The following is a 26,569-nucleotide window of genomic DNA, read 5'->3' as shown; positions in this document are numbered from 1 at the left end:
CGGGGAAAGAACCGTCATTATTTAAAGAGTTTCTTGGTGACCAGCAGGGACAGCGCCGAAAGGGCCATTATGATCATCACCACCATGATGATCCCGTTTACCATCTGCTTGGCCCGCTCTCCGAAGTATATGCCCAGGGCGATCACCAGGGCATACCATAGTAAGATGCCGGGGGTGCCGTAGATAACCACTTTCCTGAACTGGTAATCGGTCAGGCCGGCGATCAGGAACCCGAATGATCGGCCGCCGATCACCGCCCGGTTGAGGGCCAGGATGATGTTGCCGTATTTCTTAAAATGGCCCTCCATCTCCAGCAATCTTTTGGGGGAGAGGAAAAACCGGGGCTTGGCCAGAAAGAATTCCCGGCCTTTGCTGACCCCGATCCAGTAGACCAACAAGGCTCCCAAAGCCCCGCCCACAAAAGCCGAAAGGAATAGCGGCAGCCAATGGAGGGTTCCTTTAGCCACCAGCAGGGCGCAGAACAGCACCACCACGTCGCTGGGGATGATCGGGAAGATGCCCTCGATGAAGGTGGTGGCGAAAACCGTCAGGTAGGCCCACAGCCCGCCCTGGGCGGCGAATGACTTGGTGATCCCCTCCAGGTCCAGATTCATTTTATCCTCTCTACCAGCGCATTGGCAAAAGCGCAGATGCCCTTGCCTCTTCCGATGTCCCCCAGCCCTTCATTGGTGGTGGCTTTTACCGATACTTTCGTTCCATCGATCCCCAGGGCCAGGGCGATATTTTTTCTCATGTCCTCGATGTACGGCGCCAGCTTGGGGGCCTGGGCGATCAACATGGCGTCGATATTGGCCACCCGGTAGCCGGCTTTTTTGATTATGGCCGCCGTTCTCTTCAGCAGCAGCAGGCTGGAGATGTTTTTGAACCCGGGATCGGTGTTGGGGAAATGCATTCCGATATCTCCGGCGGCCACCGCTCCCAGCAGGCTGTCGGCAATGGCGTGGCACAGCACGTCGGCGTCGGAGTGGCCCAGCAGTCCCAGATGGAAGGGGATAGTCTCCCCGCCCAGGATCAGGCGGCGGCCCTTTGCCAGGCGGTGGATGTCGTAGCCGAAGCCTACGCGGATCTTTTCTTTTTTAACAGGCATGAAGCTATCTCCAGGTCTATGGGGGTGGTTATTTTAATGTTGCTATCGTCTCCGGGGACGATGAAAACTTTTCCTTTTATCATCTCCACCAACTGGCTGTCGTCGGTCACGGATCTTATCCTCTGATCAAAATGCGACCTTTCCAGGATCTCTTTTCTGAACCCCTGCGGGGTTTGAGCTTTCCATAATCCGGCACGATCGACTGTTCTTTTGATGATATGCTTGTCGGCACTCTTGATGGTGTCGGTCACCGGCGAGGCCAGTATGGCCGCGCCGTGCTTTTTTACGGCCGATATCACCGAATGTATCTGTTCTGGCCTGATGAGTGGTCTGGCGGCATCGTGGATCATCACCATATCGGCTTGGGGAGAGACGGAATTGAGCCCGGCCCTGACCGAGTCCAGCCTTTCTTTGCCTCCGGAGACTATGGCGGCCAGCTTGGAGAACCGGTCGAAATATTTCAGGCCCTTGAACTGATGGGAGGGAGGCTTGACCAGGATGATCTCCTTTATATGCTTGCAATCCTGATATGCTTCAAGTGAATATTCCAGCATTGGTTTGCCATTGATCTTGACGAAAGCCTTGGGGATCTTGGCTCCCAGTCTGAGACCGCTGCCGGCGGCCACTATGATGCAGGAAACGAACATAAGGTTTTTCTCACAGATTACACAGATTAAAACGGTGATATTAATGTCTTTTAATTTACAACCCTGACGATACTGTTTTTTAGTGACGGAGCATTAAATTTGTTAATCTTAAAAGCTGCGCCCCTTATATCATAGGAGATTTTGTTTTCTATGTCCATTCCATTATCAATAAAGGTATTCGTTAAATCATCGGGGCCATCTGTGCGAAATGGTTAAATATGATCCCCGTCGCGTTTGGTCAGGTATAGTATGTCGGTATGGACCAGGTAGCCCATCTTCTTGGCCAGATTGAGTGAGGCCTGATTGTATTCATGTATCAAAAGCCCGAATATCTTGATGCCGTGCTTCCTTAAGGCCTTTTCTCCGGCCACTGTCAGGGCCTGGGCCACGCCCTGGCCCCGGTAGTCCGGGCCCACCGCCACCCGGTTGAGCCAGCCCTTGCGCCCGTCGTGCGAGGCGATGACAGATCCGATCATCAGGTCCTTGTCGAAGGCCCCGATGAAAAAATCGGGGTTCTGTTTCATCTCCTTGGCGATATGAGCCCGGCTGTCGCGCCCTTTGGGCTTGGCCGGCAGTTTGGCCCGGGACCAGAGCTTCATCAGCTCCGGATAATCTTTTATGGTGAGTTTTCGGATCTTCATATGAATTCCTTTCCTTGAACTGTAAACCACAAAGACACCAAGATGTCTAAAATCAGAAATTGAGACCGCTCGTTTTGCCAGTGCTTAAAATATCAAAGACTGGAGGGCATCGGACAGGTAGCGGACCTCAACCAGCTTGATCTTGTCCGAATATCGGTCCTTGATATTATGAGCCGGGATGATCATCCTTTTAAAACCCAGCTTTTGGGCTTCGTTTATCCGTTTGTCCAGCTGTCCCACGCTGCGGATCTCCCCGCCCAGGCCGATCTCGCCCACCACCGCGGTGTCCGGGTCGGCATTCTGGTTCTTGAAGGCCGAGGCCACCGCCGCGGCGATGCCCAGGTCTATGGCCGGTTCATCCAGCTTTAATCCCCCGGCGATGTTGACGAAGACATCGTGCATTCCCAGATTCAAACCGGCCCGGCGTTCCAGCACCGCCAGCAGCATCGAAAGGCGGCGATGGTTGAATCCGGTGGGCACCCGCTGGGGGTTGCCGTATGAGGCCGGGGCCACCAGGGCCTGGATCTCCACCAGCAGGGGACGGGTGCCCTCCAGCGAACAGACCACGGTGGAGCCCGGTATCTCTCTGGTCCGTTCCGACAGGAACACCTGGGAGGGATTGGCCACCTCGACCATGCCGGACTCCTGCATCTCGAAGACGCCGATCTCGTTGGTGGAGCCGAAGCGGTTCTTGACCGATCGCAAAATCCTATAGGCGTGGTGCCGCTCCCCCTCCAGATACAGCACGGTGTCCACCATATGCTCCAGGGTCCGGGGCCCGGCGATGACGCCCTCCTTGGTGACGTGTCCGATCAGTATGGTGGCCAGGTTGTCGGTCTTGGCCAGCCGCATCAGCTCGGCCCCGCATTCCCGCACCTGTCCCACCGAACCGGGGGCGGATTCCAGATCGGTGCGATAGATGGTCTGGATGGAATCCATCACCAGGATGTCGGGCTTTAATTTGTGCACCGTCTCCAGGACGTTCTCCAATATGGTCTCGGACAGCAATAATAGGTTATCCGAGTTGACCTGCAAACGCTGGGCTCTCAGTTTGATCTGGGCCGGCGATTCCTCGCCGGAAACGTAAAGGACCTTTTGGCCGGAGGCGGCCAGCCGGTCGACCAACTGCAGGGTGAGGGTGGATTTGCCGATCCCCGGGTCGCCGCCGATCAGGGTGAGCGAGCCCGATACCAGGCCGCCGCCGGTGACCCGGTCGAACTCGGAGATGCCGGACATCAAACGCTGGTCGTCCCGGATCTCGATCTCCTTGAGGGTCTGGGGCAGGGTGGGGGCGGATTGGCGGGAGGCCTTGTTCTTGCCCGGCCGGAGGTCGGCCCGCTTGATCTCCTCCACCAAGGTGTTCCAGCCTCCGCAGGACGGGCATTTGCCCAGCCACTTGGAGCTTTCGAACCCGCAGGACTGGCAGACGAAGTTGGTTTTGGGGATCAGTTTGTTTTTCATTTACTCGTAATTAATTTTATTGCCGACCTAACCCCTGCCCCTTCCCCATTGGGGAAGGGGTTTTGGGATTCCCCCTCCGCAGCGGAGGGGGGTAGGGGGGCGGTCAAGACCCCCAGGGGTCGGGGCGGTCAAACCCCGCAGGACTGGCAGATGAAGTTGGTTTTACTTTTTCTTCTTGATTTTCTTCAATTCTTTATTTATAACATCATCAAAAGCTATAATAATTTCGTCCATAGGTGTAACGATTGTAAAACCAGGATTTAATAAAGGTATCAAACTATCAACTTTGCTGTATTTGGTTTTGTATATTTCACCGAATTCACTTGGAAATGAAGTTGTAATGCCGATTAATTTATAATACCATGTTGGAGGGAGATTATTGTTAGAACTTATTAAAAAAACAGGTGACCCACTATGACCATGCTGAACAAAACCATCTATTAAAATGCGTTTTTTATCTTTAATGATTTGTGAAATCATTCCTTTTCTAGATAATGGATAATTTTGTTTACCTTCCCAAAGATTCATGGGGTAACCAATAAAGAGAATGTTCGCTCCTTCTTCAAGTGAATCTATTGTTTGCCATAATTCATTCTGTATTAACAGTATTTGTGATTGTGATAATTTATCAGTTATATCAGGTGTATTATAAAATCCTAAAATAGCAAAATCTTCTTTTTCATTTGCGTAAAGTAAAATCATGGGGAAATTGATTGTTTTATTTTCTTTTGTATTAAAGTAAGATGTTATATTTTTAGCATAATCTATTGTAATATTATTGCTATCTTTTTTAGCCACTACATGTTCACACGTAATAATAAATGGAATATTATTATAAAAAACGCAAATACCAGTTCCATGTATTATTTCGGTTCCGGAAATTATTTGTATTAGTGGTACACTTGGTTTTAATGTTCTAATGTAATCATTCCATGGTATCTCTGTTAATTGCGCAAAACAAGTAGCATAGGATAATATGAAAAGCAATAAAATTGAAGATTTTTTCATGTTGATTCACCTTTATTAAAATATCTCCACCGTCAGATACTTTTTGGGGTTGGCCTTTATGTCGGCAATCAGCGCCTGCAGGTCCTTGTTGGTCTTGCTCAACTGCTCGTACAGTTCCTTATTGTTCACCAATTGACCGGCGGTGCCCTGACCGGAGTTTATCTTCCCGGCTATGGAATCAAGATTGGCGCTGGCCTTGGCCAGATGCTGGATGGTGCTGTCCAGCTTGTCCTTGTTGGGCGAGACCAACTGGTTGACGTCCCGGACGGTTTCCTTCAAGGCCGCCCGGTTCTCGGAGGCCATGGCCGCAAGCTGGGCGGTGGCGGTGTTCAAGTTCTTTAAAGCCAGCGAGACGTTCTTGTAATTGTCCGGGGTGGCTAGGTTCTTTCGCATCTCGGTCACCACCTTGGCGGCTTCCTCGCCTAGGTAGCCCATCTTGACCATGGTCTCCATCAGACCGGGGGAGCGGTCGCCATCGACGGTCTGCGATGGATCGAAGGGCTGGCTGGAGCTGCCGGGGTAGACCGCGATCCGCTTGTCGCCCATCAGACTGGCGTCAGACAGCCAGAACCGGGCGTCCTTCTTCAAGGCCACGTCGTGGTCCACCATCAGCACCGCTATCACGCCGGGCTTGGCGGGGTTAAGCGCGATGGATTTCACCTTGCCCTTGTCGAAGCCGGACACCGTCACCGGGTCGCCGCCCCGCAGGCCGCCGGCGTCCTCGAAGGCCACGCTCACCAGGTAGCTCTGGCGTCCGATGTCCACCCGGTTTAACCACAGCAGTCCGATTATCAAAAGGGCGATGGCCGAAAGCACCACCATGCCCACGATGGTCTCATTGCGTCTCTTGGACATTTGATTCCTTTTAAAACGTAAAATTAAATATCAAAAATCAAAAATGAATTTATGCCAATGTGATAAGATCTATTGCAAATCGGTTTTCTCGGGACTGGGTGGGTCCGGGTTCTCCTCCTTGCAGAACAGGTCATGCAAAAAAGTATCGAACTCGAATCCCAGTATCTTGTCCTTGTAGTGCAGGGTCAGCTTGGCGGTGCCAAATCCCACCGCGGCGCCGGCCAGAACATCCGACGGATAGTGCCGTCCCAGGTATATCCGCGACACTGCAACGCCGGCAGCCGCCGTATACAATGGTATGGAAAGCTTAGGATATTGATGGGAGAAGACCGTGGCCAGGGCAAAGGCGCCGGTGGCATGCCCGGAGGGAAAGGATGAATTGGATCGTTCGGTGGGGCCCTCCGGCCGGTCCCGATTGACCAGGTTCTTCAGCCCGTAGGTCATGACGGCCGAGGCGCCGTCGGCGGTCAGGGCCAGCTTGGCGCTGTGCCGGGCCTTTTGGCTTCCGAACAGGCCCACTCCGGCGCAGATGGCTATGCCCATCTCGGCCTCGCCGGCATCGGTGCAGAACTGCATGGGGCCGTCCAGCCAATCCCGCTGCCAGCGGGTATGGATCTGATCGAACAACCTCTGATCAAGACTTTCGGCATTGACATTTATATTGCCGAGTGTGCCCCAGAATAAAAAAGACAGCGCCAAATAAAATATTTTCGTGATCATCATGATTATTCGTCATCCGTGTGAATCGGCCTAAATCCGTTATATCCGTGTCCCATTAAAATCGGGTGAGGTCTACATGCCCCAGGGCCCCCAGCATGGTGATGGCCTTGGTGGGGCAGACCTCGAAGCACAAACCGCAGCCGATGCACTGGCCGCGCATCACCTTGTGGTGCTCGCCCTTCTTGCCGATGATGCAGTCGGTGGGGCAGACCGATTTGCACTGCTGACAGCCGTTGCATTGCAGGCCGATGAAGGCGGTGGGCCGGTTGGGAATGCGGTCCAGATATGATCTCTGGGGGCACTTATAAACGCAGATGGAGCAGGAACGGCACTTCTCATAATCTATTTTTGGCAGGGAGCCGTCCCAGGCAATGGCCCCGTAGGGGCATTCTTTCAAGCAGTCTCCGCAGGTGGAGCAGCCCTGCCGGCACTGCCCGGATAGATCCTCCGATTTGGCCTGGCAGATGCAGGCCAGGTATATCTGCTGGGTCTTGGGGGCCAGTTTCAGGATCCCCTTGGGGCAGGCGTTGGTGCAGCGTCCGCAGCCGGTGCATTTGGAGTAGTCGATCTTGGGCAGGCCCTGGGGCGTCAGGCTGATGGCCCCGTAAGGGCAGGCCGTGACGCAGTCGCCCAGACGCAGACAGCCGTAGAGGCACTCCAGGCTCCCTCCATATAACAGCGTGGCCCCCCGGCAGCTGTCCACTCCGAAATAATTGAAACGGTTCCGGGCGTTCTCGGCCGATCCCTGGCAGTTGACGAACGAGGCCACGTTGGCCCTGGGCATCACCGTCTCGGCCTGCAGTTCGGCCAGTTTGGCCTTGAGGTTCTCGCCGCCGGGCAGACAGAGGCTGATATCGGGCTCGCCTTGGGCCAGCCTTTGGGCATATCCCAGACAGCCGTCCTCCAGCCGGCAAAGCCCGCAGTCCAGGCCGGGCAGAAGTTTCAAAAAACTATCGGTAAATTTTGTAGGCATGGCAGAATCAATTCCCTAAAATAAAAGAGACATCCCATGATATGAAAGCCAGACCACCGAGCAGAGCAGCAGGTATACCGGCCATCCTCGAAGGGTCCGGCTGAACGATCCCCGTTCGGATTTTTCCCGGAAGAAAGATATCAGCAGGTTGGATATCATGAAGCCCAGGGAGATGCCGATAGCGCGGCTCAGGGCGGACAGAATTCCGTCCGGGGTATAGTGTATCAGCAGCAGGCCGGAGCCCAGCACGGCAATGTTCAAAAAATAGAACGGCAGGTGGCGGCCGACCAAAGAGCGGCGGCCGAAAGTTCGCTTCATCAGATAGTGCCAGCCCCACATCAACAGCATCAGCAGGGGCAGCTCCAGGGGCAGGGCTTTCAGCGGACCCAACACCAGGTAATGCAGGATCCATGATGAGAAGCCGAAGAGGGCTATCAGTATCCCGCCGGCCAGGCTGTATCCCAGAGCCCGATAGGGCTGGCCAGACATGCCCTCGGCCGAGGAGGGGATCAACCCGAAACTTATCAGCGGCTGATACAGGAACAGGCCGGACAGGAAGGCGATGGCTATATGAGCTGTCATTTTCGGCCTCCCGGGACTGAGATCCGGTAGATCACTATGGCCAGAGCGGTAAACAGCATCCCGCCGAAGGCCATGCCCAGCATGGGCCAGGGGGGACGGCTGAAAAGCAAGCCGCCTGACAGATAGCCTCTGCCGATCAGCTCCCGCACGAAGGCCACGGCCATCATCACCAGCAGTATGCCGGCGCCCTGGCCGGAGGCGTCGAATACCGCCCGGCCCAGGGAGGTGGTGTGGGAGAAGGCCTGGGCCCGGGAGAATACCACCGGGCCGGCGGCCAGAAGATACATGATGATCACCGTGTGTTGGGGAAGATGCGACAGCCTGACGGCAAAAGCGGAACTGATGATCGCCAGCATCACCGCCGAGGCCAGGGCCATGGCCCACAGGGGTATCCGGCAACGGAATATGTCGCCGGCAATGGAGGAGGCGATGCTGTTGACAAGTATAAGAGCCAGGCAGATGCTGCCCAGAAAGAAGGCCTGTTCCGTGGTCTGGGTCCCGGCCACCGCCAGGAATATCCCGGTGCCCGAGAACAATAGGCCGTTCTCGGAGAACAGGTTCTTGATGAAAAGCTGTTGTTTGGTCTCTGAAGGTAGCCGCATTGGACATCCGATCAGGTGGTTAGATATAAATTCACATCTAAGTATATGTTTTTTATAATTTAAAGTCAAGGCAAAACGAACGACCTAACGGCAGCTTGGGCAAAGCCAACGGCCAATGATATCCCTTGACTAATGAAAATTTATAACCTATACTTAAAACCCAACAATCAAATCAGGAAGGGGTATAATGAAGAAGCTATTGATCGCCGGTTTGACAATCCTGGCCTGCCTGCCGGCAGCCGGCCAGGAGAGGAAGGAAATCAGCCTGACCGTATATAACAGCGACCTGGGGCTGGTCACCGAGGTCAGAAACCTAAGGATAGGCAGCGGCAAATCGGAACTCCGGCTAAGCGACGTGCCATCGCAGATCGACCCCACCTCGGTGCACTTCAAATCGCTGACCTCGCCGGAAAAGGTCACCATCCTGGAACAGAACTACCAGTTCGACCTGGTCAGCCCGGCCAAATTGATGGAGCGGTATATAGACCAGAAAATAAAGGTGATCTCCTCCCTGGGCAAGACCTACGAGGGAATCCTGATGTCCCATGACGGCTCCAATATCGTGCTCAACATCGGGGGGAACATCATCACCTTGCGGCTGACCGACAACCTGCAGAATATCGAGTTCCCCAGCCTGCCCCAGGGCCTGATCACCAAACCCACCCTGGTTTGGCTGGCCGACAACCGAGGGCCGAAGGAACAGGAATGCCAGATATCCTACATGACCGGCGGGATCAGATGGCACGCCGAGTATGTGGCGGTGCTGGACCAGAGTGAGAAGAGCCTCAACCTGGGGGCCTGGGTGTCGCTGGACAACCGCTCCGGGGCCTCCTACGAAAATGCCAAAATCAAGCTGATAGCCGGCGATGTCAACCGGGTGGAGGCCCGGCCTCAGCGGAGTTACGACCGCATGGCCAAGAGTTCGCTGGCCGAAGCCGCCCCGCAGTTCGAGGAGAAGGCTTTCTTCGAATATCACCTGTACACCCTGCAGCGCCGGGCCACGGTGTCCGACAACCAGATCAAGCAGGTGTCGCTGTTCCCCAACGCCGAGGTCAAGATCAAAAAGGTCTATATATACGACGGAGCCTATAACGCCAGGGACATCAGGGTCAACCTGGAATTCCGCAACGACAAGGCTTCGGGGCTGGGGATGGCCCTGCCGGCCGGCAAGGTGCGCACCTATAAGCTCGACAGCGACGGGACCCAGCAGTTCATCGGCGAGGACCTGATAGGCCACACCCCCAAAGACGAAAAGCTGCGGATATTTCTGGGCAATGCCTTTGATCTGGTGGGCGAGAGGAGCCAGAAGGATTACAAAAGGATAAACGACCGCACCCAGGAGCAGACCATCGAGGTCAAGCTGCGGAACCACAAGGATGAATCGGCCGAGATTGTGGTGGTGGAGCACCTATCCGGCGACTGGAAGATCACCCAGAGCAACCATAAATACAGCAAGAAGGATGCCGCCACCGTGGAATTCACCATCCCGGTGGCCAGGGACGGGGAGACGGTGCTGAACTACACCTACCGCAGCAAATGGTGAACCGTTGGGCCATGATTTCAGCCCAACCTCCCCATAACTCGTTTATTCTACTTGACCTTAAATTCAATTATTGATATAATCACATTTCTTCGTTACATCCGGGAGATATTTTTATGTACGGTCAGGCTAAAATAAAAAAGATGCTCCGGCTGGCGCTGTCCGCCTCCCGGGCCGACCAGACCGAGGTCTTCATAACCGCCGAGGATTCGGCCCTGACCCGGTTTGCCAATTCCTACATTCATCAGAATGTGGCCCAGCGCAACGGGACCATATCGGTGCGGGCCGTATTCGGCCTAAAGATAGGGATGGCCTCCAGCAACATACTGACCGAACAGAGCATCAGGGAAACGGCGTCGCAGGCCTGTCGCATCGCCCGCTTGCAGCACGATAATCCAGATTTCGTCTCCCTGCCCGGTCCGGAGAAGGCCGGCCGCCAGTCGGCCGATCTTTATGTGGAGGAAACGGCCAAGATCACTCCGGCCCAAAGGGCCGAAGCGGTGGGCAGAATTTGCCGCAAAGCGGAGAAGCATAAGACCAGGGCTTTCGGGGCTTTCAGCACCGGAACCGTGGAGATCGGCATCGCCAATTCGCTGGGCCTCATGCGGTACAATTGTTCCACCGACGCCAATCTCAACACCGTGGTGATGAGCGATACCGGTTCGGGATACGGCCAGGGGGCCTCCCGCGACGTAGGAAAGATAAACATCAACGCCATCGCCGACAGCGCGGTCAAAAAAGCGGTGGACAGCCGGAACCCGGTCGACATCAAGCCCGGGCGCTATCCGGTGATCCTGGAGGACATGGCGGTGTACACTCTGGTGGAGTTTATGAACTACACCGGATTCTCGGCCATGGCGGTTCAGGAGGGGCGCAGCTTCATCGGCCTGAACATGGGCCAGCGGGTGGTCGATCCCAAGATCACCATTTTAGATGATCCTTACAATAAAAAAGGCTTTGCCTTTCCCTTCGATTTCGAGGGGGTGCCCAAGCAGAAAGTGACCCTTATAGAGAAGGGCGTTGCCCGTGGCGTGGTCTACGATTCCTACACCGCCAACAAACAGAACCGGAAATCCACCGGCCATGCCCTGCCGGCCCCGGCCTACTTTCCCATGGCCCTGAACCTGGAGATGAAGGGTGGCCAGTCATCAATCGAAGAAATGGTCAGGACCACCGAGCGCGGCATCTATGTGACCCGGTTCCATTACTGCAACCTGATCGACCCCATGCAGGTGTCCCTGACCGGAATGACCCGCGATGGGACCTTCCTGATAGAGGACGGGCGGATAACCAAGCCGATCAAGAACCTTCGGTTCACCGAGAGCGTTTTAAAAACCCTGTCGAAGGTATCGGCCATCTCCAAGAGGACCAGCCTGGTAACCGAGGACAATGCTTATGGCAATCGCTTTGCCAATGGGATACTGGTCCCGGCCTTAAAGCTGGAGAGTTTCAATTTCAGCGGGGCCACCGAATTCTGATCTTAAATATAACCCGGCAAAACAGGCGGGATCTGGAAAATCTGATATCTATAGCTGATAACACAAAACGGAAAGATGCCCCATGGTCGGGGCTTTGATAATACAACATAATAGGAAATTAACGGAGAGATGTCCGAGTGGCCGAAGGAGCACGTCTGGAAAGCGTGTATACCGCAAGGTATCCTGGGTTCAAATCCCAGTCTCTCCGCCAGATTATAGTTTGAACCCAGGATAGCGGAGCGGAAGGGTTCTCCGCCTGCAAGAAAAGGGGAGGCAAAGCGGCGGCGGATGCGCCGAAGGTGCAAAATCCCAGTCTCTCCGCCAGACTACGCCCAAGGGGGCTTAAATAACAGCAGGCTTCGTCTGGCAGGCCAGACTTTTATTTCCCAGGTAAGGAGGTTGTCTCTCCGCCCTTGGGTGACGAAACCGCCCTGCTTTTAGTAAGGCTCATCAGGATGTAGTCGGCAGACTTCGCCCAAGAGGGCTCAAATAACAGCAGGCTTCGTCTGACAAGCCAGGACAGGGCAAAGGATTTATACCTACTAGTTTACGTTTGGCAGACAAGGCAGAAACTGTAAAATAACCGTGCAATAAACAACAATGGAATATTTTGTATATATTTTACAGAATCCTAAAAAGAAGAAGTCATACGTAGGGTGCACCACAAATCTAAATCACCGATTAGAAGAACATAATCAGGGGGAATCGGAATTTACAAAAGATAAAGGCCCTTTTGAAGTCGTTTGGTATTGCTGTTTTCAGGATCATGAGGCAGCGTTCGCATTTGAAAGATATTTAAAAGGTGGTTCGGGACGCGCATTTATCAATAAGCATTTATTATCAAACAGATCCCCTTGGCCGACATAGTCTGCTGTTATTATTGCTTTATTGACGAAGTCGGCAGTCTCTCCGCCAGAATTCGCCCCATGGGCCTGCCGATCAAGCAGGCTTCATCCGGCGTGCCAGCATAGCTGAACGACTGGCTTCCCCCGGCAGGGCGGTGTCCAAATTTTAGGAATGGATATCACTAACGACAGATTTAAATATCAATAAATATAAAAACAGGTAATTTATGAAAGCTTTGATTACCGGAATCACCGGGCAGGACGGATCGTACCTGGCCGATTTTCTTTTAGAGAAGGGTTACCAGGTCTACGGTATGGTGCGCCGGGCATCCACCGAAAATTTTGAACGGATCGAGCATATCAAGGACCGGGTTCAACTGGTGCAGGCGGATCTGCTGGATCAGCTTTCGATGATCAACGTGATCAAGCAGGCGAACCCCGACGAGGTCTATAACCTGGCCGCCCAGTCGTTCGTCCCCACCTCCTGGGACCAGCCGGTCCTGACCGGGGAGTTCACCGCCCTGGGGGTGACCCGGATGCTGGAGGCCATCCGGCTGGTGAATCCCAAGATAAAATTCTACCAGGCCTCGAGCTCGGAGATGTTCGGCAAGGTCCGGGAGACGCCGCAGACCGAACTGACCCCGTTCTATCCCCGCAGTCCATACGGCGTGGCCAAGGTCTACGGCCATTGGATCACCATCAACTACCGCGAATCATACAATATCTTTGCCTGTTCCGGCATCCTGTTCAACCACGAATCACCCAGAAGGGGCAAGGAGTTCGTCACCAAGAAGATCACCGATGCCGTGGCCCGGATCAAGCTGGGCCTGGAGAAGGAGCTTCGGCTGGGGACCCTGGACGCCAAACGGGATTGGGGCTTTGCCGGGGACTATGTGCGGGCCATGTGGCTGATGCTGCAGCAGCCGCAGCCCGACGATTATGTGATCGCCACCGGCCGAACCCATTCGGTGCGGGATTTCTGCCAGATCGCTTTCGCGCATGTCGGTCTGGATTACAACGATTACGTCAAGACAGATCAGAGATTTGTCCGCCCGGCGGAGGTGGACCTGCTGTTGGGCGATTCCACCAAGGCCCAGAAGGCCCTGAATTGGGAGATCAAGGTGCCCTTTGAGGAATTGGTGAAAATGATGGTCGATGCCGACATAAAAAGCTATAAAAACCGGATGAAGTGAGGGTTTTCATCACCGGCATAGAGGGTTTTGTGGGCCATCATCTGGCCGGGCGTCTGATATCCTCCGGGCATGAGGTCTCCGGGAGTTATTTCGATGAGCCGGCGGTGGGAGATCTCAAAGACCGCTGCGCCCTTTTCCGGATAGACCTGCGGAACGGCCAGGGGCTGCACCAGGCGCTGACCACAGTCAGGCCCCAATGCCTGTACCACCTGGCGGCCCAGAGCTCCCCGGCCGTATCATTTAAAAAGCCGGTGGATACTTTCGAGATAAACGTCATTGGCCTGGTGAACCTGCTGGAGGAGGTGCGGAGAACCGCCCCGGAATGTAAATTGGTGATGGTCAGCTCCTGCGAGGTCTACGGCCTGACCGACACCCCCGATCCGGTCCAGGAGGACCATCCCTATAACGCCGCCAGCCCGTATGCCGTCAGCAAGATATCCCAGGAGCAGCTGGCCATCCAGTATTTCAATACCTACCAGATGAACACAATAGTGGCCAGGGCCTTCCCGCATACCGGTCCCGGGCAGCCGGAGATGTTCGCCCTGCCCAGTTTTGCCAAGCAGATAGCCGGGATCGCAAAGCACGGGAGCGATCCGGTGGTCATGGTGGGAAACCTCAGCGCCCGGCGTGACATCTCGGACGTAAGGGACATAGTGAAAGCCTACGTTCTGCTGGCTGAATCGGGAAAAATTGGGGAGGTTTACAATGTCTGTTCGGGCAAGAACATTACCATTCAACAGGCTCTGGAGACATTGATAAAGATATCGGGCAAAAAGATAGAGGTCCGGACCGACCCCCAGAGGTTCCGCCCCCTGGACCTTCCGATTTTGTGGGGCGATAACAGCAAGATCACTCAGCAGACCGGCTGGCAGCCGGAATATGGGATCGAGCAAACTCTGAAGGATCTTTATCAATACTGGCTGGACCGGGCATAATTTAAAACAATCTGTTTGGGAGCAGTAAAATGATCGAAGGCGTCAAAACAAAAAAACTGAAGGTCATTCCCGATGAGCGCGGCCGGCTGATGGAGATATTACGCTGCGACGAGGAGGTCTTTGAAAAGTTCGGACAGGTCTATCTGAGCACCACCTATCCCGGAGTGGTCAAGGGGTGGCATTATCATAAGGTCCAGACGGACAACATCGTCTGCGTAAAAGGCATGCTGAAGCTGGTGCTGTTCGACAACCGGGAAGGCTCGGCCACCAGCGGCGAGGTCAACGAATTCTTCATCGGCGAGCACAATCCCCTGCTGGTGCAGGTTCCCCGGGGCGTCTACCACGGATGGAAATGCGTCTCCGACGAGGAGGCCATGGTGATCAACTGCCCCTCCGAGGCCTACAATTATTCCCAGCCCGACGAATACCGGCTCGACCCCCACCAGAACGATGTGCCCTATAAATGGGACCGCAAGGACGGGTGATTTTAGGGACCTAAGTGCAGGGAACAGATCATGGGGAACGAAAAACGCTGAACTGTAAACTTCCAACTGTATCGATCATGGCCAAAACAATTTTAATTACCGGCGGGGCGGGGTTCATCGGCAGCAATTTCGTCCGTTTGATGCTCGGCAAATACCCCGATCATAATATCATCAACCTGGACAAGCTGACCTATGCCGGAAACCTGGAGAACCTCAAGGATATCCGATCCCACAAGAATTACCGGTTCGTCCAGGGCGATATCTGCGATGCCGGACTGGTCGAGGGTCTGATGCCGGGGGTGGAATGGGTGGTCAATTTTGCCGCCGAGACCCACGTGGACCGCTCGGTGGACGATCCCTTCGTCTTCACCCAGACCAACGTCATCGGCACCCACATCCTGCTGGAATATGCCCGCCGCCACCGGGTGAAGGGGTTCATCCAGATAGGGACCGACGAGGTCTACGGCAGCGTGGAGACGGGTTCTTCGGTCGAGACAGATATTCTTGATCCCCGCAGCCCCTACTCATCGTCCAAGGCGGCCGGGGATCTGCTGGCCCTTTCCTATCACACCACCTTCGGGATGGATGTCCGGGTCACCCGCTGCACCAACAATTACGGACCTTATCAATTTCCCGAAAAACTCATTCCGTTCTTCGTCACCAATGCCTTGGAGGACAAGGAGCTTCCGGTATATGGCGACGGCAAGAATGTCCGGGACTGGCTGTATGTGGAGGATCACTGCCAGGCCATAGATTTCATCCTGCACCACGGGCAGGCCGGGAATATCTATAATATCGGGGGCGGGCAGGAGATGGAGAATATCCAGATCACCGATATCATCCTGAAAGAGTTGAACAAGCCGGCCAGCCTCAAAAAATACGTCAAGGACCGGCCGGGACACGATAGGCGATACTCATTGGATATCTCCAAGATAAAGAAGCTGGGCTGGAAGCCCCGGCACACTTTTGATGCGGCCATCAAGGAGACCATCAAATGGTATAGGGAGAACGAAGCGTGGTGGCGCAATATCAAAGAAGGCAAACGGGAGTTCAAGGATTTCAAGGACCGCTGGTACAAGGAGAGATAACAATAAACAGCAAAATACATTTTAAGGTGTTCTAACATGGAACTTAAGCAAAAAATCCAGACCCGCCAGGCCAGGGTGGCAGTGATAGGATTGGGTTACGTAGGGTTGCCTCTGGCGGTGGAATTTGCCAGGGCGGGCTTTGAGGTGATCGGCATTGATCTGGACCCCAGGAAGGTTGCCAACATCAATAAGGGAAAGAATTACATAATCGACGTCGATGACAAACAACTTAAGGAGGTGATCTCCCAAGGCAAGCTTAAGGCCACCACCGATTACGGCCTCCTTAAAAAATGCGATGCCGTCCACATCTGCGTTCCCACGCCGTTCACCGCCACCAAGGATCCCGATATCAGCTACATAGTCAACTCGACCCAGGGCATTGCCAAACACCTTCACAAGGGAATGCTGGTCATCCTGAAAAGCACCACCTATCCGGAGACCACCACCAAGGTGGTAAAACCGATACTGGAGAAGACCGGCCTTAAAGCCGGCAAGGATTTTTACCTGGCCTTCTCCCCGGAGCGGATAGATCCCGGCAACCAGAAATTCACCACCGCCACCACCCCCACCGTGGTCGGCGGCTACACCCCGGCCTGCGGCCAGTTGGCCAAATTGATGTACGGACAGATCATCGAGAAGATAGTGATGGTCTCCTCGCCGTCCACCGCCGAAATGACCAAGCTGCTGGAGAACATCTTTCGCAGCGTCAACATCGCCCTGGTCAACGAGCTGGCCTGTTTGTGCGAAAGGATGGACCGGGTTGACATGTGGGAGGTGGTGGATGCCGCCGCCACCAAACCCTACGGATTCATGCCCTTCTATCCCGGGCCGGGGCTGGGGGGGCACTGCATTCCCATCGATCCCTACTACCTGGCCTGGAAAGCCAAGGAGTACGATTTTCACACCGATTTCATCGAACTGGCGGCCGAGACCAATGAGAACATGCCGTACCACGTGGTCAACAAGGTGATCGCCGCCTTAAGCGACAAGGGAATGGCCGCCTCAAAATCAAAAGTACTGGTACTGGGAGTAGCTTTTAAAAGGGACATCGATGATGTCCGCAGCTCCCCGGCCATCAAGGTGATCGAACTGCTGGCCCCCAAGGTGAAAACCCTGATCTACAACGATCCCTTCGTGCCGGAGCTGGAGACGGGATGGAAAAAGATGCGATCCACCAAGCTGACCCAACAGCTGATCAAGTCGGTTGATTGTATCCTGATAACCACCGATCATACCGTCTATGATTATAATATGATAGTCAAGAATGCCAAGCTGGTGGTGGACACCCGGAATGCCACCAAGAAGATAAAAAGCGGCAAGGTGGTCAAGATCGGCCGCAAATAAATACTTTGAAAAAGATACCCCGGATATCCGGGGTATCTTTTTATTGAATAATTTCCTTGACAAAAAACGATTTTTGAGATACAATTCGATAAAGTTTAACAGTATGAGGGGAAACAAGTTGCTGTATTAAAGTTTGTGGCCCGGTCAATCAATTATAGTCGCGCTTTTCGGTTGTTCTATTTGATTGCTTTTTGCCGCAGGTTTTAATACGGCGCCCATAGTGTATTCCCAAATTAATAATTAATTTGGCCGGGCGTCTATAGAAGCGTTCCGGCCATTTTATTATGCATTAATATAACGGAGGCAGAATGTCATACCAGTCCAAATTGATCCTGGCCGCGCTGCTGGCTGTGTTTGCCGGGGTGTCGGTGGCCCAGCAGCGGACAGATGGCAGGGATCTATACCAGCTGCGGAGCCAGCCGATGATGAAGATCCAGGTGCTGGGCCAGGTCCGCACCCCGGGCATATACCCCCTGCCGGTTATGGAGCGGGTCTCTTCGGCCCTGGCTGCCGCCGGCGGGACCAACGAACAGGGCTCGCCCCGCAGTATCCTGTTGATCCGTGACGGGCAAGCCGTGGATACTTTGGATATGTATCTTTTTCTATACCAGAACCGGCAGTCCGAGAACCCGATGCTGGAGGACGGTGATGTATTGTTCGTTCCGGTGAACAGTAACAACATCAAGGTGGTGGGACAGGTTTTCCGCCCCGGGATCTTCGAGATCAAGCCGGGGGAGAGATTGCTGGATATCATCGAAATGGCCGGAGGGATCACTCCGGTGGCCACCAAAGAGGACATCAAGATCGAGAACGTCGCCACGCCAGACGTGGTTCAGAGCATCAGTTATAAAAAACTTTTTATAGATGGCGACCAGTCCCTGAACGTTAGCTTGAAGGAGGGTGATGTGGTGACTGTCCCCACCGCCCCCACCTCGGTGACTGTGGTGGGACAGGTCCAGAAGGGCGGGACATTCATTTTTGAACCGGGCACGGTCTTAAGCTACTATCTGGGGATGGCCGGCGGCTACGGCGAGCGGGCCAGCACCGGCAATATCAAGATCAACCGCTGGGGCGGTAAAAGCCTGAAGGCCAGGGAGGACACCCCCATCGAGCCCGGCGACGTGGTCATCGTGGGCGAGATGCAGATCAAGGGCTGGAGGGATTACATATCCGTCACCGGCCAGCTGATGACCATGTTCTATATCGTCTGGACGGTGGCCAATTAAACAGTTCCCGGGGATATTGCCCGCGAAACACCCGAAAATAAATTGACCTGGTGCCCAATATAAAAACCTTTGAAGGTGACGCAATGATAAACAGCTTTTATGACCTGCTTTATATCCTGGTCAAGAACCGCAGGACCATCATCTGGATCACGGCCGGGTTCACCGTATTCGCCCTGGTCTTAAGCTTGCTGATCCCCAAGAAATACAAGGCCACCGCCACCTTGATGCCCCCGGCCAGCCAGAGCATGAGCCTGATGAGCCTGGCCTTCAAGGCCGGCATGCCGTCCGATCCCGAAGTGGGCGGGGTGGGCTTTATGCCCGGTATGGTGACCCCGTCTGACGTCTTCGCCTTCATGCTTAAGAACGGGGCTGTCACCGGCCGGGTGATCGATCAATGCGGCCTGGTGAAGCATTACAAGAAGGACAAACAACTGGCCAAGGATCCCGGGAAAGCCCTGTACAACGTGAACAAGAAATTGGACAAGGTCACCGCCATAAAAGTGACCGATGAGCGTTTTATAACCGTCACGGTTGAGGACAAAAGCCCGGACAAGGCCGCCGAGATAGCCAATTGCTATGGGGACGTGCTGAACAGCATCTACAGCCAGCTCAACATGTCGCAGGGCCAGAGGGCCCGGGAGTTCATCGAGAACCGGGTGGCCCAGGAGGAGGTTTTGTTAAGGGAGATGGAGGACTCACTGAGGGTGTTCCAGAAACGCTTCCGGACGGTATCCATCACCGAGGAGATGAAGGCCCTGATAGAGATGTCGGCCAAAATAGAGGCGGACATCATGACCAAAAGAATAGAGCTGGAGGCCCTTAAATCATACAATACCAAGGATAACTCCCAGATAAAAATTTTAACCACCGAGATAGACAAGGCCGAACAACAGTTGAACAACCTGATGGTGGGTGGTAAGGACAAAACGCTGTTCATCCCATTTGCCAAGGCGCCGGATATAGGTACCGAGCTGACCCGCCGGATGCGTGCGGTGAGGATACACCAGGAGGTGTATGCCCTGTTGGTGGAACAACTGGAGCATGCCAAGATATTGGAGGCCAAGGACACGCCTAAGATCCAGTTCCTGGAAAGGGCCAGTCCGCCCTGGAAGAAGAGCTGGCCGAAACGTTTGTTGATAATAATCTTTGGTATGTTGATTGGTTTCATTGTGAGTGCGGGATCAATGGTTTGGCTGTCTTGGTTATTAGCCATACGTAAAGATGATAAATATAAAAATCTAATAAATTTGTTCCAGTGAATAAATCTTTGTGCCATTAACTGCGCATAGTTTGGGTTATTAAAAGCGTGCTTAAATACTACTAATTTTGATAAATTATGGAAAATATTAGTAAAACCACATTAAAAAGAAAATGGTTTTTGGGCATATTTTATCTTTTATCTTGTCTGAATGTATGCTTATTCTCTTATCAGTTGTGGACCCCTTTAATCTTATTGACGACACTGGTAGTAATTATACCTTATATAATTATATCTATTAAATATCCAGATTTAATAATATTTCTAAGCGTAATATTGGCTTTTACACCAGTTGAAAGATCTGTTAGTATTCATTTTTATATGATAATATTTTTGGCAATAGTCTTATTTATTAAAAATATTATTTTACGCAAACCGATTTTTAAAATCGATTTTATTGTTATTGTTTTCAGTTTATTCTTCCTTCTATCTGTGGCTTCTTTCGCAAAATGGGTTAGTCTCTATAGAGGCATACGAGGATCATTGCCACTTTATATTTTGCCGTTGCTAATTTATATTATATTTAACTCGGGTTATGTGTCAAGAAAAGGGGCGGAGAGGTATTTTACTTTATATTTTCCATTGATCTATACATACATAATTGGACAACTGATTTTTATCATATATCAAGGAACGGCTGTTACCGGGAAATCGTATATGGAATTTCATACTGGTTTTGACCTGGGTTGGGGCAAGTCAGTGTTTGTTTCGGCAGTATTGACCTTTTTCGTGTTTTTGTTATATCGAACCAGAAAACTGTGGAACAAAAAAACAACAATAAGAAATCTTGTTTATTTCGACTATTGCGTAAGTGCAGTTGTTCTTATACTAATTATGGCCCGTGCACCGATAGTCTCATTTTTAGGCGCGTTGTTATTATATTATATATATAGGAAATACTCGTTTCAGCAGGAGATGGAATTTAAGTTATCTTATGTTATTTATGCAATACTTATCACTGTACCCCTTTATTTTGTTTTCAAGGCTTTTGTTTTGTACTTGATAGAACGCTTTATTCACATGAAGACAGACGCATCTTTTCTGGTGCGTATTTATATGTATAGCGATGGCTTAAATACATTTCTCCATAACCCGTTGACGGGTGTTGGCCCGGACCAACATTATTTTAAACAATTATTCTCTTATAAAGAGACCGACCCTAACAATGTGTTTTTATCATATGCTGTTTCATTTGGCGTTATAGGGTTGTCTGCAATATGCACCCTATTCCTTCTGCCATTTATTAAAATAGCACGGAGAAGTAAAATTAACAAAAAAGATGTTATACCCTTTGGCTCCTTATTATTGCCGGTGTTTCTTTTATCAATAATAAACAGTTCGGTTGAGATCGTGATCACTTCATTTGCGTACGGTGCTATTTTCTGGATATTATATGCATTGTTTAATAAAATGATAGACTGTGAAATCGATAATAATACAGGTATCGTTAAGTGGAAATGAAGGATAGGAGTGGTGATGTCTTGAGGAAAGTATTAATCGAGAATCTTTTTTATTTGTATGTTGTCCAGATAGCCAACTATGTGTTACCATTTATAACGTTCCCATTTTTAGTGCGTATGTTGGGTCCGAAAAACTTTGGTTTGATGGCATTTGTATTTGCATTCATATATTATTTTGTGGTTATTGTAGATTATGGATTTAATCTTACCGCTACTAAACAGATAGCTGTTAATAGATCTGATCCGGCAAAGATATTGAAAATATTCAATGAAGTGCTGTTTGTTAAAACATTGTTGATGTTTATTTGCGGCATAGTCGTTGCGTTATTGGTATTATTAATACCCAAATTACATGAAAATTGGTTTTTGTATTCAATTGCTTTTGGCGCAGTCATCGGAAATGTATTATTGCCTCAATGGTTTTACCAAGGCATTGAAAAAATGAAGTACATTGCGTTATTTAATTTATCTGGAAAGGTGTTATCCACGCTCGGGATATTTGTATTTATTAGAGGGGAAAGTGATTACAGGTTGGCAATAATTATTCAGGTTTGCGGTATTATTATTCCGGGAATCGTTTCTATGGTCCATTGTGTTACCAAGTATCAGATCAAATTGCAGATACCAACAGTAAGGGAAATAAAGGATCAATTAATTGACGGTTGGCACGTATTTGTATCCCAAATATCAATGATAATATATAGTAACAGCCCGATAATAACACTTGGAATGTTTGCCTCTTATCAAATTGTTGGATATTATTCTATCGCCCAAAAAATCATATCCGCAGCAGTCAATGTGTGCAATCCCATTTCGGCAGCTTTATTTCCCAGGGTAGGATTGTTGTTTCACACCGCAAAATTACAAGCGCTCATGTTGTTGCGCAAGGTGCTATTTGTTGGTTTGGTCGCATTTGTTTTATTATCGATTGGATTATGGGCCGCGTCCGACTATTTAGTGTTACTTATTGCTGGAGAGCGGCTGCCGGAAGTTTCAAGCCTAATTAAAATCATGTCTTTGATGCCGTTAATGGTTTTTATAGACAATATATTTGGGACTCAGATTCTTTTGAATATTGGGCACAAAAACAAGTATATGAGAGCCTTGTTGTCTGGCAGTATTGTGTCCATGATCTTGTCGTTCATTGTAATCCCTTATTGGAACTTAAATGGCGCTGCAATTGTAGTCATTTCGACTGAAATGGTAATCATGTTTATGATGGTCATTCCCGCACATAGGCTGGGTTATTCAATTTCGAATTTATTCGCTGCGCATAAACAATATGCAAAAACCTTTTAACCCATTAATAAATGCCCCTTAATATTGGCGATAACCGAAAACATAAATCGTTACTGATCTTATAAATATATTAACGATGGAGATATATGAAATGTAGAATATGTGGTAATGGTCAAAAAAATGCATCATATAATGTTCGGGATATGATGTTTGGTTTGGGTGATATATATGATTATTTCCAATGTTCAGTCTGTAAATGTTTACAAATATCCGAGATGACAAAAGATCTTGATTTTAAGTATCCACCCAATTATTACAGTTATAACATGCAAAGCTCAAAAGCGAAACACGGCAGAATAGGCAGGTTCATAAGAAGAAAAAGAAATCAGAGCGCAGTGTTTAAAAAAAAAGGAATTGGTAAAGTTATAAACGATATTGTGCCAAATAAAGAGCTTGCTTTTTTATCCGAAGTCGCCATAAATAATGATACTTCGATATTGGATGTCGGTTGCGGTGATGGAAAACTTTTGTATGAGTTGAAAGAAATTGGTTTGGATAATATTCTCGGAATTGATCCGTTTATAAATAGAGATATCACATATGATAACGGATTGCAAATCAAAAAGGTGGATATTGGGCAAACGAAGTGCTGCTGGGATATAATTATGTTCAATCATTCGCTGGAGCACATATTAGACCCACTGGAGGCTCTATTAAAAGCAAAGGATAAACTGCATGAAACGGGCGTGATTATTATCCGAACCCCTGTGGCAGATACTTTTGCTTGGGAGAAATACGGAACAGAGTGGGTGCAGATCGATGCCCCAAGGCATGTCCATGTCTTTTCCTTGAAAAGTCTGGGAATACTTGTAAATAATGTTGGTATGAATATTTATGACGTAATTTATGACTCGACTGAATTTCAATTCTGGGGCAGCGAACAGTACATGAGAAGGGTACCGCTTTATTCAGGGGATTCATATTTGGTAAACCCCAAAAATTCATTTATCACCCGACGACAAATGGGTAAATTCAAGTCTCTTTCAAGGCTATTAAATAAAGAGGAGCGGGGTGATCAAGTTATTGCCTACATAAGAAAGCCATAGAATATTATTTATTCAACCACGGCAAATATCCAATACAAATCAAATAGCACAAACAAAAGATGCATAAGTTATCTGTTGCTGTTATTTATGTTCAATATGAACCCGAAAAGCATAATGGTTCACTGTCCTTTTTCCGTGGTATGCTAGATCGAATACAACACGATTTTCGTTTTGTTATAATCGATAATAAAATAGGAAACAAGTTCCCGGAAACTTTAGCTGACGGTACAATTTTAATAGGCGGAGATAATTCTATTTACGATTTCAGTGGCTGGCAAAAGGGTGTCCAGTGGATAGATGGCCGAAATGAAAAATATGATTTAATAATATTTGCCAATGACTCATATCCCTTAAATATTAACGAGTACAAAGGATGTTTAAACAGCAATCTGTTTTATATTTTGAAGAAATATAATCTCTCTGCAGGCGTTATTTATAATTCAAATTACCGGGATTGGAGGAGATATTTCGTTCTGCGTCCGGATGAATATAGAATAGGAGGGTGTTCTTTTAATTACTGGGTCAGATCTAATTTTATGATTATGCCATATAATGTTCGAAAAATAATGAAATCTGTGAATGAAGCAACAAATAACATGATATCACCGGAATACAACGAACAAAATATATTCTCAGATCAAGTGTCCCGATCTCTGCAAAAGCACATATTGACGTATCTTTGCCCTGAAAAAGAAGAAGATCCCAAGTATATTTGGCATTCTCGTTTTGTGCTTGCCCGTGAAACATATCAGCACTTTCGGATTAAGGCAAGGGTCCTTTTATGCGAGAAACTCCTCGGGCCATATGCATTATCAAGTGATTCTTTTTTTGTTGATATCAGGACAATTGGAATCCTACACCAGATGGACAGATTCGTTCCGCGGCTCGTTTGCAATATCATTCATTGGTTGAAAACCAACCCCAATCGCCAGATATATTATCTATTTATCTTCAAAAGGTTTATAAAGTATGTCCGCAAAAATATATAAATATCTGCTTTTAGCTATAATAACTATAGTGATCCCACTGCGCCAATTTGTGAATTCTGCTTTGTGTCAGAATCAAGTTGTTCTGCACCAAGCTAATTTGTTGGAATTAATCGATCATATCCAGATTTATCAACTATTGCCAGATAACTGTAGATCTATTTCAGACACTTCGATCGAGGAACGCCATTATAAAAAGCTTATTCCAGAAAAGAGCGCAATATTTAGGGGCCGGGAGACATTGGACTGCAGCCCGCATGACAGCAGCAAGCACAGGGCCACAGACAAAATAGGGGTGGTGTGGGTGTGGCAGACATCAGATAGTAGCGATGCGATCAAGGATGACGCATTGTATATGTCATTGTGGGACCGGACCCCAGAGTTCCCGGACTCAAATTGCATTGTTGTGTCCTTTGAACTGGCAAAAATGGATTGTGGGGATGATATTAAACATCTTCTTTTATTGGATGGTCTGACACCTGTGGAAATTAATTGGGAAAATCTTAGTCGCAACAATCCTTTTTGGTATAGGTGGTGGGTAAGATAAAAATGATATCAGATAAGTCACGGGAATTGATACTTTGGCTAGCACCTGAACCGCCGACGTTGTACTCCGGGGGCTCAATCAGTCTTACTCATTGTTTTCGTCAGCTGTCAAAAACCTATGACATTGAAGTCTTTTGCTTCCATTCAAACCTTTTAAAAGAAGTGGAAAAAATAGCAGCATTGCCGGAAAACGTCAAGATACGGCTCTTTAACAGGGACCACGAAAATAAAGCCTTGGCCTTGATGGAAAGTTGGTCTGGCAATCTGCCCTATAAAACGGCCAGGAATAAAAGCGGTGAGATGAAGCAGGCAATTGAGAATATTTCGAAGGAATGCAATATCGCAGCTGTATTTGTTGAGCATGGATATATGGTCCATTTGGCTTGGAACCTAAATGTCCCAAAGATCATCAACATGCAAAATATTGAATCCGGGCTGGCCAAAAGGGAAATGCTGCATGAAAGATCGGGGTTCAGAAAGGTTTTATGGAAAAGGGAGGAAATCTGCTGGATCGGTTGGGAAAAAAGAATGGTCGAGGCATTTGACCACGTAACAGTCATAACCGATGAAGACAGAGCGGAATTGGTGGCAAAAACAGCGAAGAAGCATGCTGGCAAAATATCTGTGTTGGAAAGGGGCACAGAGTGTCATATGCAGCAAGAAGGGAAAGAAGTGGCTGGCAACAGCATATTATTCGTTGGCAGTATGGCTTATGGCCCCAACATAGATGCTGTGAACTATTTTTCACGTAACATATTCCCCAGGATAAGGAAACGCCTGGGGACGGCAACATTTACCATTGTCGGGGCCAATCCCGCTTCGAAAGTGCGGGAGCTTTCGAAACTACCGGGAATCATGGTCACGGGCTTCGTCGAAGATGTAGAACCCTATTATAATCAGTCCAGCATGGTAGTCATTCCCATGAGGTCTGGAGGCGGGGTCAAAATGAAGTTCCTGGAAGCATTGGGGCGGGGAATGCCAGTAGTGGTCACTTCGGCCGGTGCCGCTGGGGTGAAAATAACCAATAATAAGGAAGCGATGATAGCAGACAATGATGTTGATTTCGCAGAAGCCTGCATCAAGGTCCTGGCCGATAAAGCACTTATTTGTTCTCTCGGTCATAATGCCTATAATTTCGCGAAGAAGCACCACTCCTGGGAAGCTACCGGCGCAAAGCTGGTTGGCGTTGTTGATTCTGCAAAGCAAAAATTCCGCAGACGTAATGCTGGTATAGCGATGTGAT

26 protein-coding genes and 1 tRNA gene are annotated in these 26,569 nt (G+C 50.0%); 16 read left to right on the top strand and 11 right to left on the bottom strand.

The genetic code is table 11. The features are described from left to right. Nucleotides 1–17: 17 nt before the first annotated feature. The 11 genes from A2273_07745 to A2273_07695 all read right to left on the bottom strand — a co-directional run bounded on the left by A2273_07745 (nucleotide 18) and on the right by A2273_07695 (nucleotide 8,597). Complete coding sequence (locus tag A2273_07745) at nucleotides 18–614, bottom strand: hypothetical protein (protein OGF08230.1); 597 nt, start codon at nucleotides 612–614, stop codon at nucleotides 18–20. Then, the gene (locus tag A2273_07740; GenBank protein ID OGF08370.1) at nucleotides 611–1,087 is read right to left on the bottom strand and encodes a 2-C-methyl-D-erythritol 2,4-cyclodiphosphate synthase; all 477 of its coding nucleotides are present in this window, start codon (nucleotides 1,085–1,087) and stop codon (nucleotides 611–613) included. The genes A2273_07745 and A2273_07740 overlap by 4 nt, the downstream gene beginning before the upstream one ends. After that, nucleotides 1,078–1,755: a 2-C-methyl-D-erythritol 4-phosphate cytidylyltransferase gene (locus A2273_07735; GenBank protein OGF08229.1), complete on the bottom strand. Its 678-nt coding sequence runs from the start codon at nucleotides 1,753–1,755 to the stop codon at nucleotides 1,078–1,080. The genes A2273_07740 and A2273_07735 overlap by 10 nt, the downstream gene beginning before the upstream one ends. 212 nt (nucleotides 1,756–1,967) lie before the next feature. Then, nucleotides 1,968–2,396 carry a hypothetical protein gene (locus tag A2273_07730; protein OGF08228.1) on the bottom strand — a complete coding sequence of 143 codons (429 nt, stop codon included), beginning with the start codon at nucleotides 2,394–2,396 and terminating at the stop codon, nucleotides 1,968–1,970. 84 nt (nucleotides 2,397–2,480) lie between these two features. Further along, nucleotides 2,481–3,857, bottom strand: a complete 1,377-nt coding sequence (locus A2273_07725; GenBank protein OGF08227.1) for a DNA repair protein RadA — start codon at nucleotides 3,855–3,857, stop codon at nucleotides 2,481–2,483. Between the two features lie 162 nt (nucleotides 3,858–4,019). Next, nucleotides 4,020–4,865 (bottom strand): hypothetical protein, encoded by an 846-nt coding sequence (locus A2273_07720; protein ID OGF08226.1) that lies wholly within the window; start codon nucleotides 4,863–4,865, stop codon nucleotides 4,020–4,022. A 15-nt stretch (nucleotides 4,866–4,880) separates the two neighbouring features. Further along, complete coding sequence (locus A2273_07715; GenBank protein ID OGF08225.1) at nucleotides 4,881–5,720, bottom strand: hypothetical protein; 840 nt, start codon at nucleotides 5,718–5,720, stop codon at nucleotides 4,881–4,883. 69 nt (nucleotides 5,721–5,789) lie between these two features. Continuing rightward, nucleotides 5,790–6,443 (bottom strand): hypothetical protein, encoded by a 654-nt coding sequence (locus A2273_07710; protein ID OGF08224.1) that lies wholly within the window; start codon nucleotides 6,441–6,443, stop codon nucleotides 5,790–5,792. A 52-nt stretch (nucleotides 6,444–6,495) separates the two neighbouring features. Further along, nucleotides 6,496–7,413 (bottom strand): hypothetical protein, encoded by a 918-nt coding sequence (locus tag A2273_07705; protein ID OGF08223.1) that lies wholly within the window; start codon nucleotides 7,411–7,413, stop codon nucleotides 6,496–6,498. 15 nt (nucleotides 7,414–7,428) lie between these two features. Continuing rightward, entirely contained in the window at nucleotides 7,429–7,995 is a 567-nt protein-coding gene (locus A2273_07700; GenBank protein OGF08222.1) for a hypothetical protein, read from the bottom strand. Next, complete coding sequence (locus A2273_07695) at nucleotides 7,992–8,597, bottom strand: hypothetical protein (protein OGF08221.1); 606 nt, start codon at nucleotides 8,595–8,597, stop codon at nucleotides 7,992–7,994. The genes A2273_07700 and A2273_07695 overlap by 4 nt, the downstream gene beginning before the upstream one ends. A 187-nt stretch (nucleotides 8,598–8,784) precedes the next feature. Here A2273_07695 and A2273_07690 point away from each other — a divergent pair, with 187 nt between their 5' ends. The 16 genes from A2273_07690 to A2273_07615 all read left to right on the top strand — a co-directional run bounded on the left by A2273_07690 (nucleotide 8,785) and on the right by A2273_07615 (nucleotide 26,568). Beyond that, the gene (locus tag A2273_07690) at nucleotides 8,785–10,140 is read left to right on the top strand and encodes a hypothetical protein (GenBank protein OGF08220.1); all 1,356 of its coding nucleotides are present in this window, start codon (nucleotides 8,785–8,787) and stop codon (nucleotides 10,138–10,140) included. 113 nt (nucleotides 10,141–10,253) lie between these two features. After that, on the top strand, nucleotides 10,254–11,615 hold the full coding sequence (locus A2273_07685; protein ID OGF08219.1) for a hypothetical protein: 1,362 nt from the start codon (nucleotides 10,254–10,256) through the stop codon (nucleotides 11,613–11,615). Nucleotides 11,616–11,738: 123 nt separating this feature from the next. Continuing rightward, nucleotides 11,739–11,826 (top strand) — tRNA-Ser (locus tag A2273_07680). A gap of 861 nt (nucleotides 11,827–12,687) precedes the next feature. Then, the gene (locus A2273_07675; protein ID OGF08218.1) at nucleotides 12,688–13,653 is read left to right on the top strand and encodes a GDP-mannose 4,6-dehydratase; all 966 of its coding nucleotides are present in this window, start codon (nucleotides 12,688–12,690) and stop codon (nucleotides 13,651–13,653) included. Then, a complete protein-coding gene (locus A2273_07670) occupies nucleotides 13,650–14,588 on the top strand; it encodes a hypothetical protein (GenBank protein ID OGF08217.1) in 939 nt (312 codons plus the stop codon). The genes A2273_07675 and A2273_07670 overlap by 4 nt, the downstream gene beginning before the upstream one ends. Nucleotides 14,589–14,617: 29 nt before the next feature. Then, nucleotides 14,618–15,073 carry a dTDP-4-dehydrorhamnose 3,5-epimerase gene (locus A2273_07665; protein OGF08216.1) on the top strand — a complete coding sequence of 152 codons (456 nt, stop codon included), beginning with the start codon at nucleotides 14,618–14,620 and terminating at the stop codon, nucleotides 15,071–15,073. Between the two features lie 77 nt (nucleotides 15,074–15,150). Then, nucleotides 15,151–16,161: a dTDP-glucose 4,6-dehydratase gene (locus tag A2273_07660; protein ID OGF08215.1), complete on the top strand. Its 1,011-nt coding sequence runs from the start codon at nucleotides 15,151–15,153 to the stop codon at nucleotides 16,159–16,161. Between the two features lie 36 nt (nucleotides 16,162–16,197). Then, nucleotides 16,198–17,505, top strand: a complete 1,308-nt coding sequence (locus A2273_07655; protein OGF08214.1) for a UDP-N-acetyl-D-glucosamine dehydrogenase — start codon at nucleotides 16,198–16,200, stop codon at nucleotides 17,503–17,505. Nucleotides 17,506–17,813: 308 nt separating this feature from the next. Beyond that, nucleotides 17,814–18,731, top strand: coding sequence for a hypothetical protein (locus A2273_07650; protein OGF08213.1), 918 nt, complete (start codon nucleotides 17,814–17,816; stop codon nucleotides 18,729–18,731). An 83-nt stretch (nucleotides 18,732–18,814) separates the two neighbouring features. Next, nucleotides 18,815–19,990, top strand: coding sequence for a hypothetical protein (locus A2273_07645; GenBank protein ID OGF08212.1), 1,176 nt, complete (start codon nucleotides 18,815–18,817; stop codon nucleotides 19,988–19,990). 320 nt (nucleotides 19,991–20,310) lie between these two features. Continuing rightward, the gene (locus tag A2273_07640; protein ID OGF08211.1) at nucleotides 20,311–21,450 is read left to right on the top strand and encodes a hypothetical protein; all 1,140 of its coding nucleotides are present in this window, start codon (nucleotides 20,311–20,313) and stop codon (nucleotides 21,448–21,450) included. After that, entirely contained in the window at nucleotides 21,447–22,748 is a 1,302-nt protein-coding gene (locus A2273_07635) for a hypothetical protein (GenBank protein ID OGF08210.1), read from the top strand. The genes A2273_07640 and A2273_07635 overlap by 4 nt, the downstream gene beginning before the upstream one ends. Nucleotides 22,749–22,834: 86 nt before the next feature. Further along, nucleotides 22,835–23,794, top strand: a complete 960-nt coding sequence (locus tag A2273_07630; protein OGF08209.1) for a hypothetical protein — start codon at nucleotides 22,835–22,837, stop codon at nucleotides 23,792–23,794. Nucleotides 23,795–23,853: 59 nt separating this feature from the next. Continuing rightward, nucleotides 23,854–24,783, top strand: coding sequence for a hypothetical protein (locus A2273_07625; protein ID OGF08208.1), 930 nt, complete (start codon nucleotides 23,854–23,856; stop codon nucleotides 24,781–24,783). Beyond that, nucleotides 24,764–25,327, top strand: a complete 564-nt coding sequence (locus A2273_07620) for a hypothetical protein (GenBank protein OGF08207.1) — start codon at nucleotides 24,764–24,766, stop codon at nucleotides 25,325–25,327. Before A2273_07625 ends, A2273_07620 begins: the two co-directional genes overlap by 20 nt. A 2-nt stretch (nucleotides 25,328–25,329) precedes the next feature. Next, nucleotides 25,330–26,568: a hypothetical protein gene (locus A2273_07615; GenBank protein ID OGF08206.1), complete on the top strand. Its 1,239-nt coding sequence runs from the start codon at nucleotides 25,330–25,332 to the stop codon at nucleotides 26,566–26,568. Nucleotide 26,569 lies beyond the last annotated feature (1 nt).

It is taken from the genome of Candidatus Edwardsbacteria bacterium RifOxyA12_full_54_48 (assembly GCA_001777915.1).
Classification (GTDB): Bacteria; Edwardsbacteria; AC1; order AC1; family EtOH8; genus UBA2226.
Note: the sequence above shows the minus strand (reverse complement) of the source record. Positions and strands in the feature narration are given on the sequence as shown.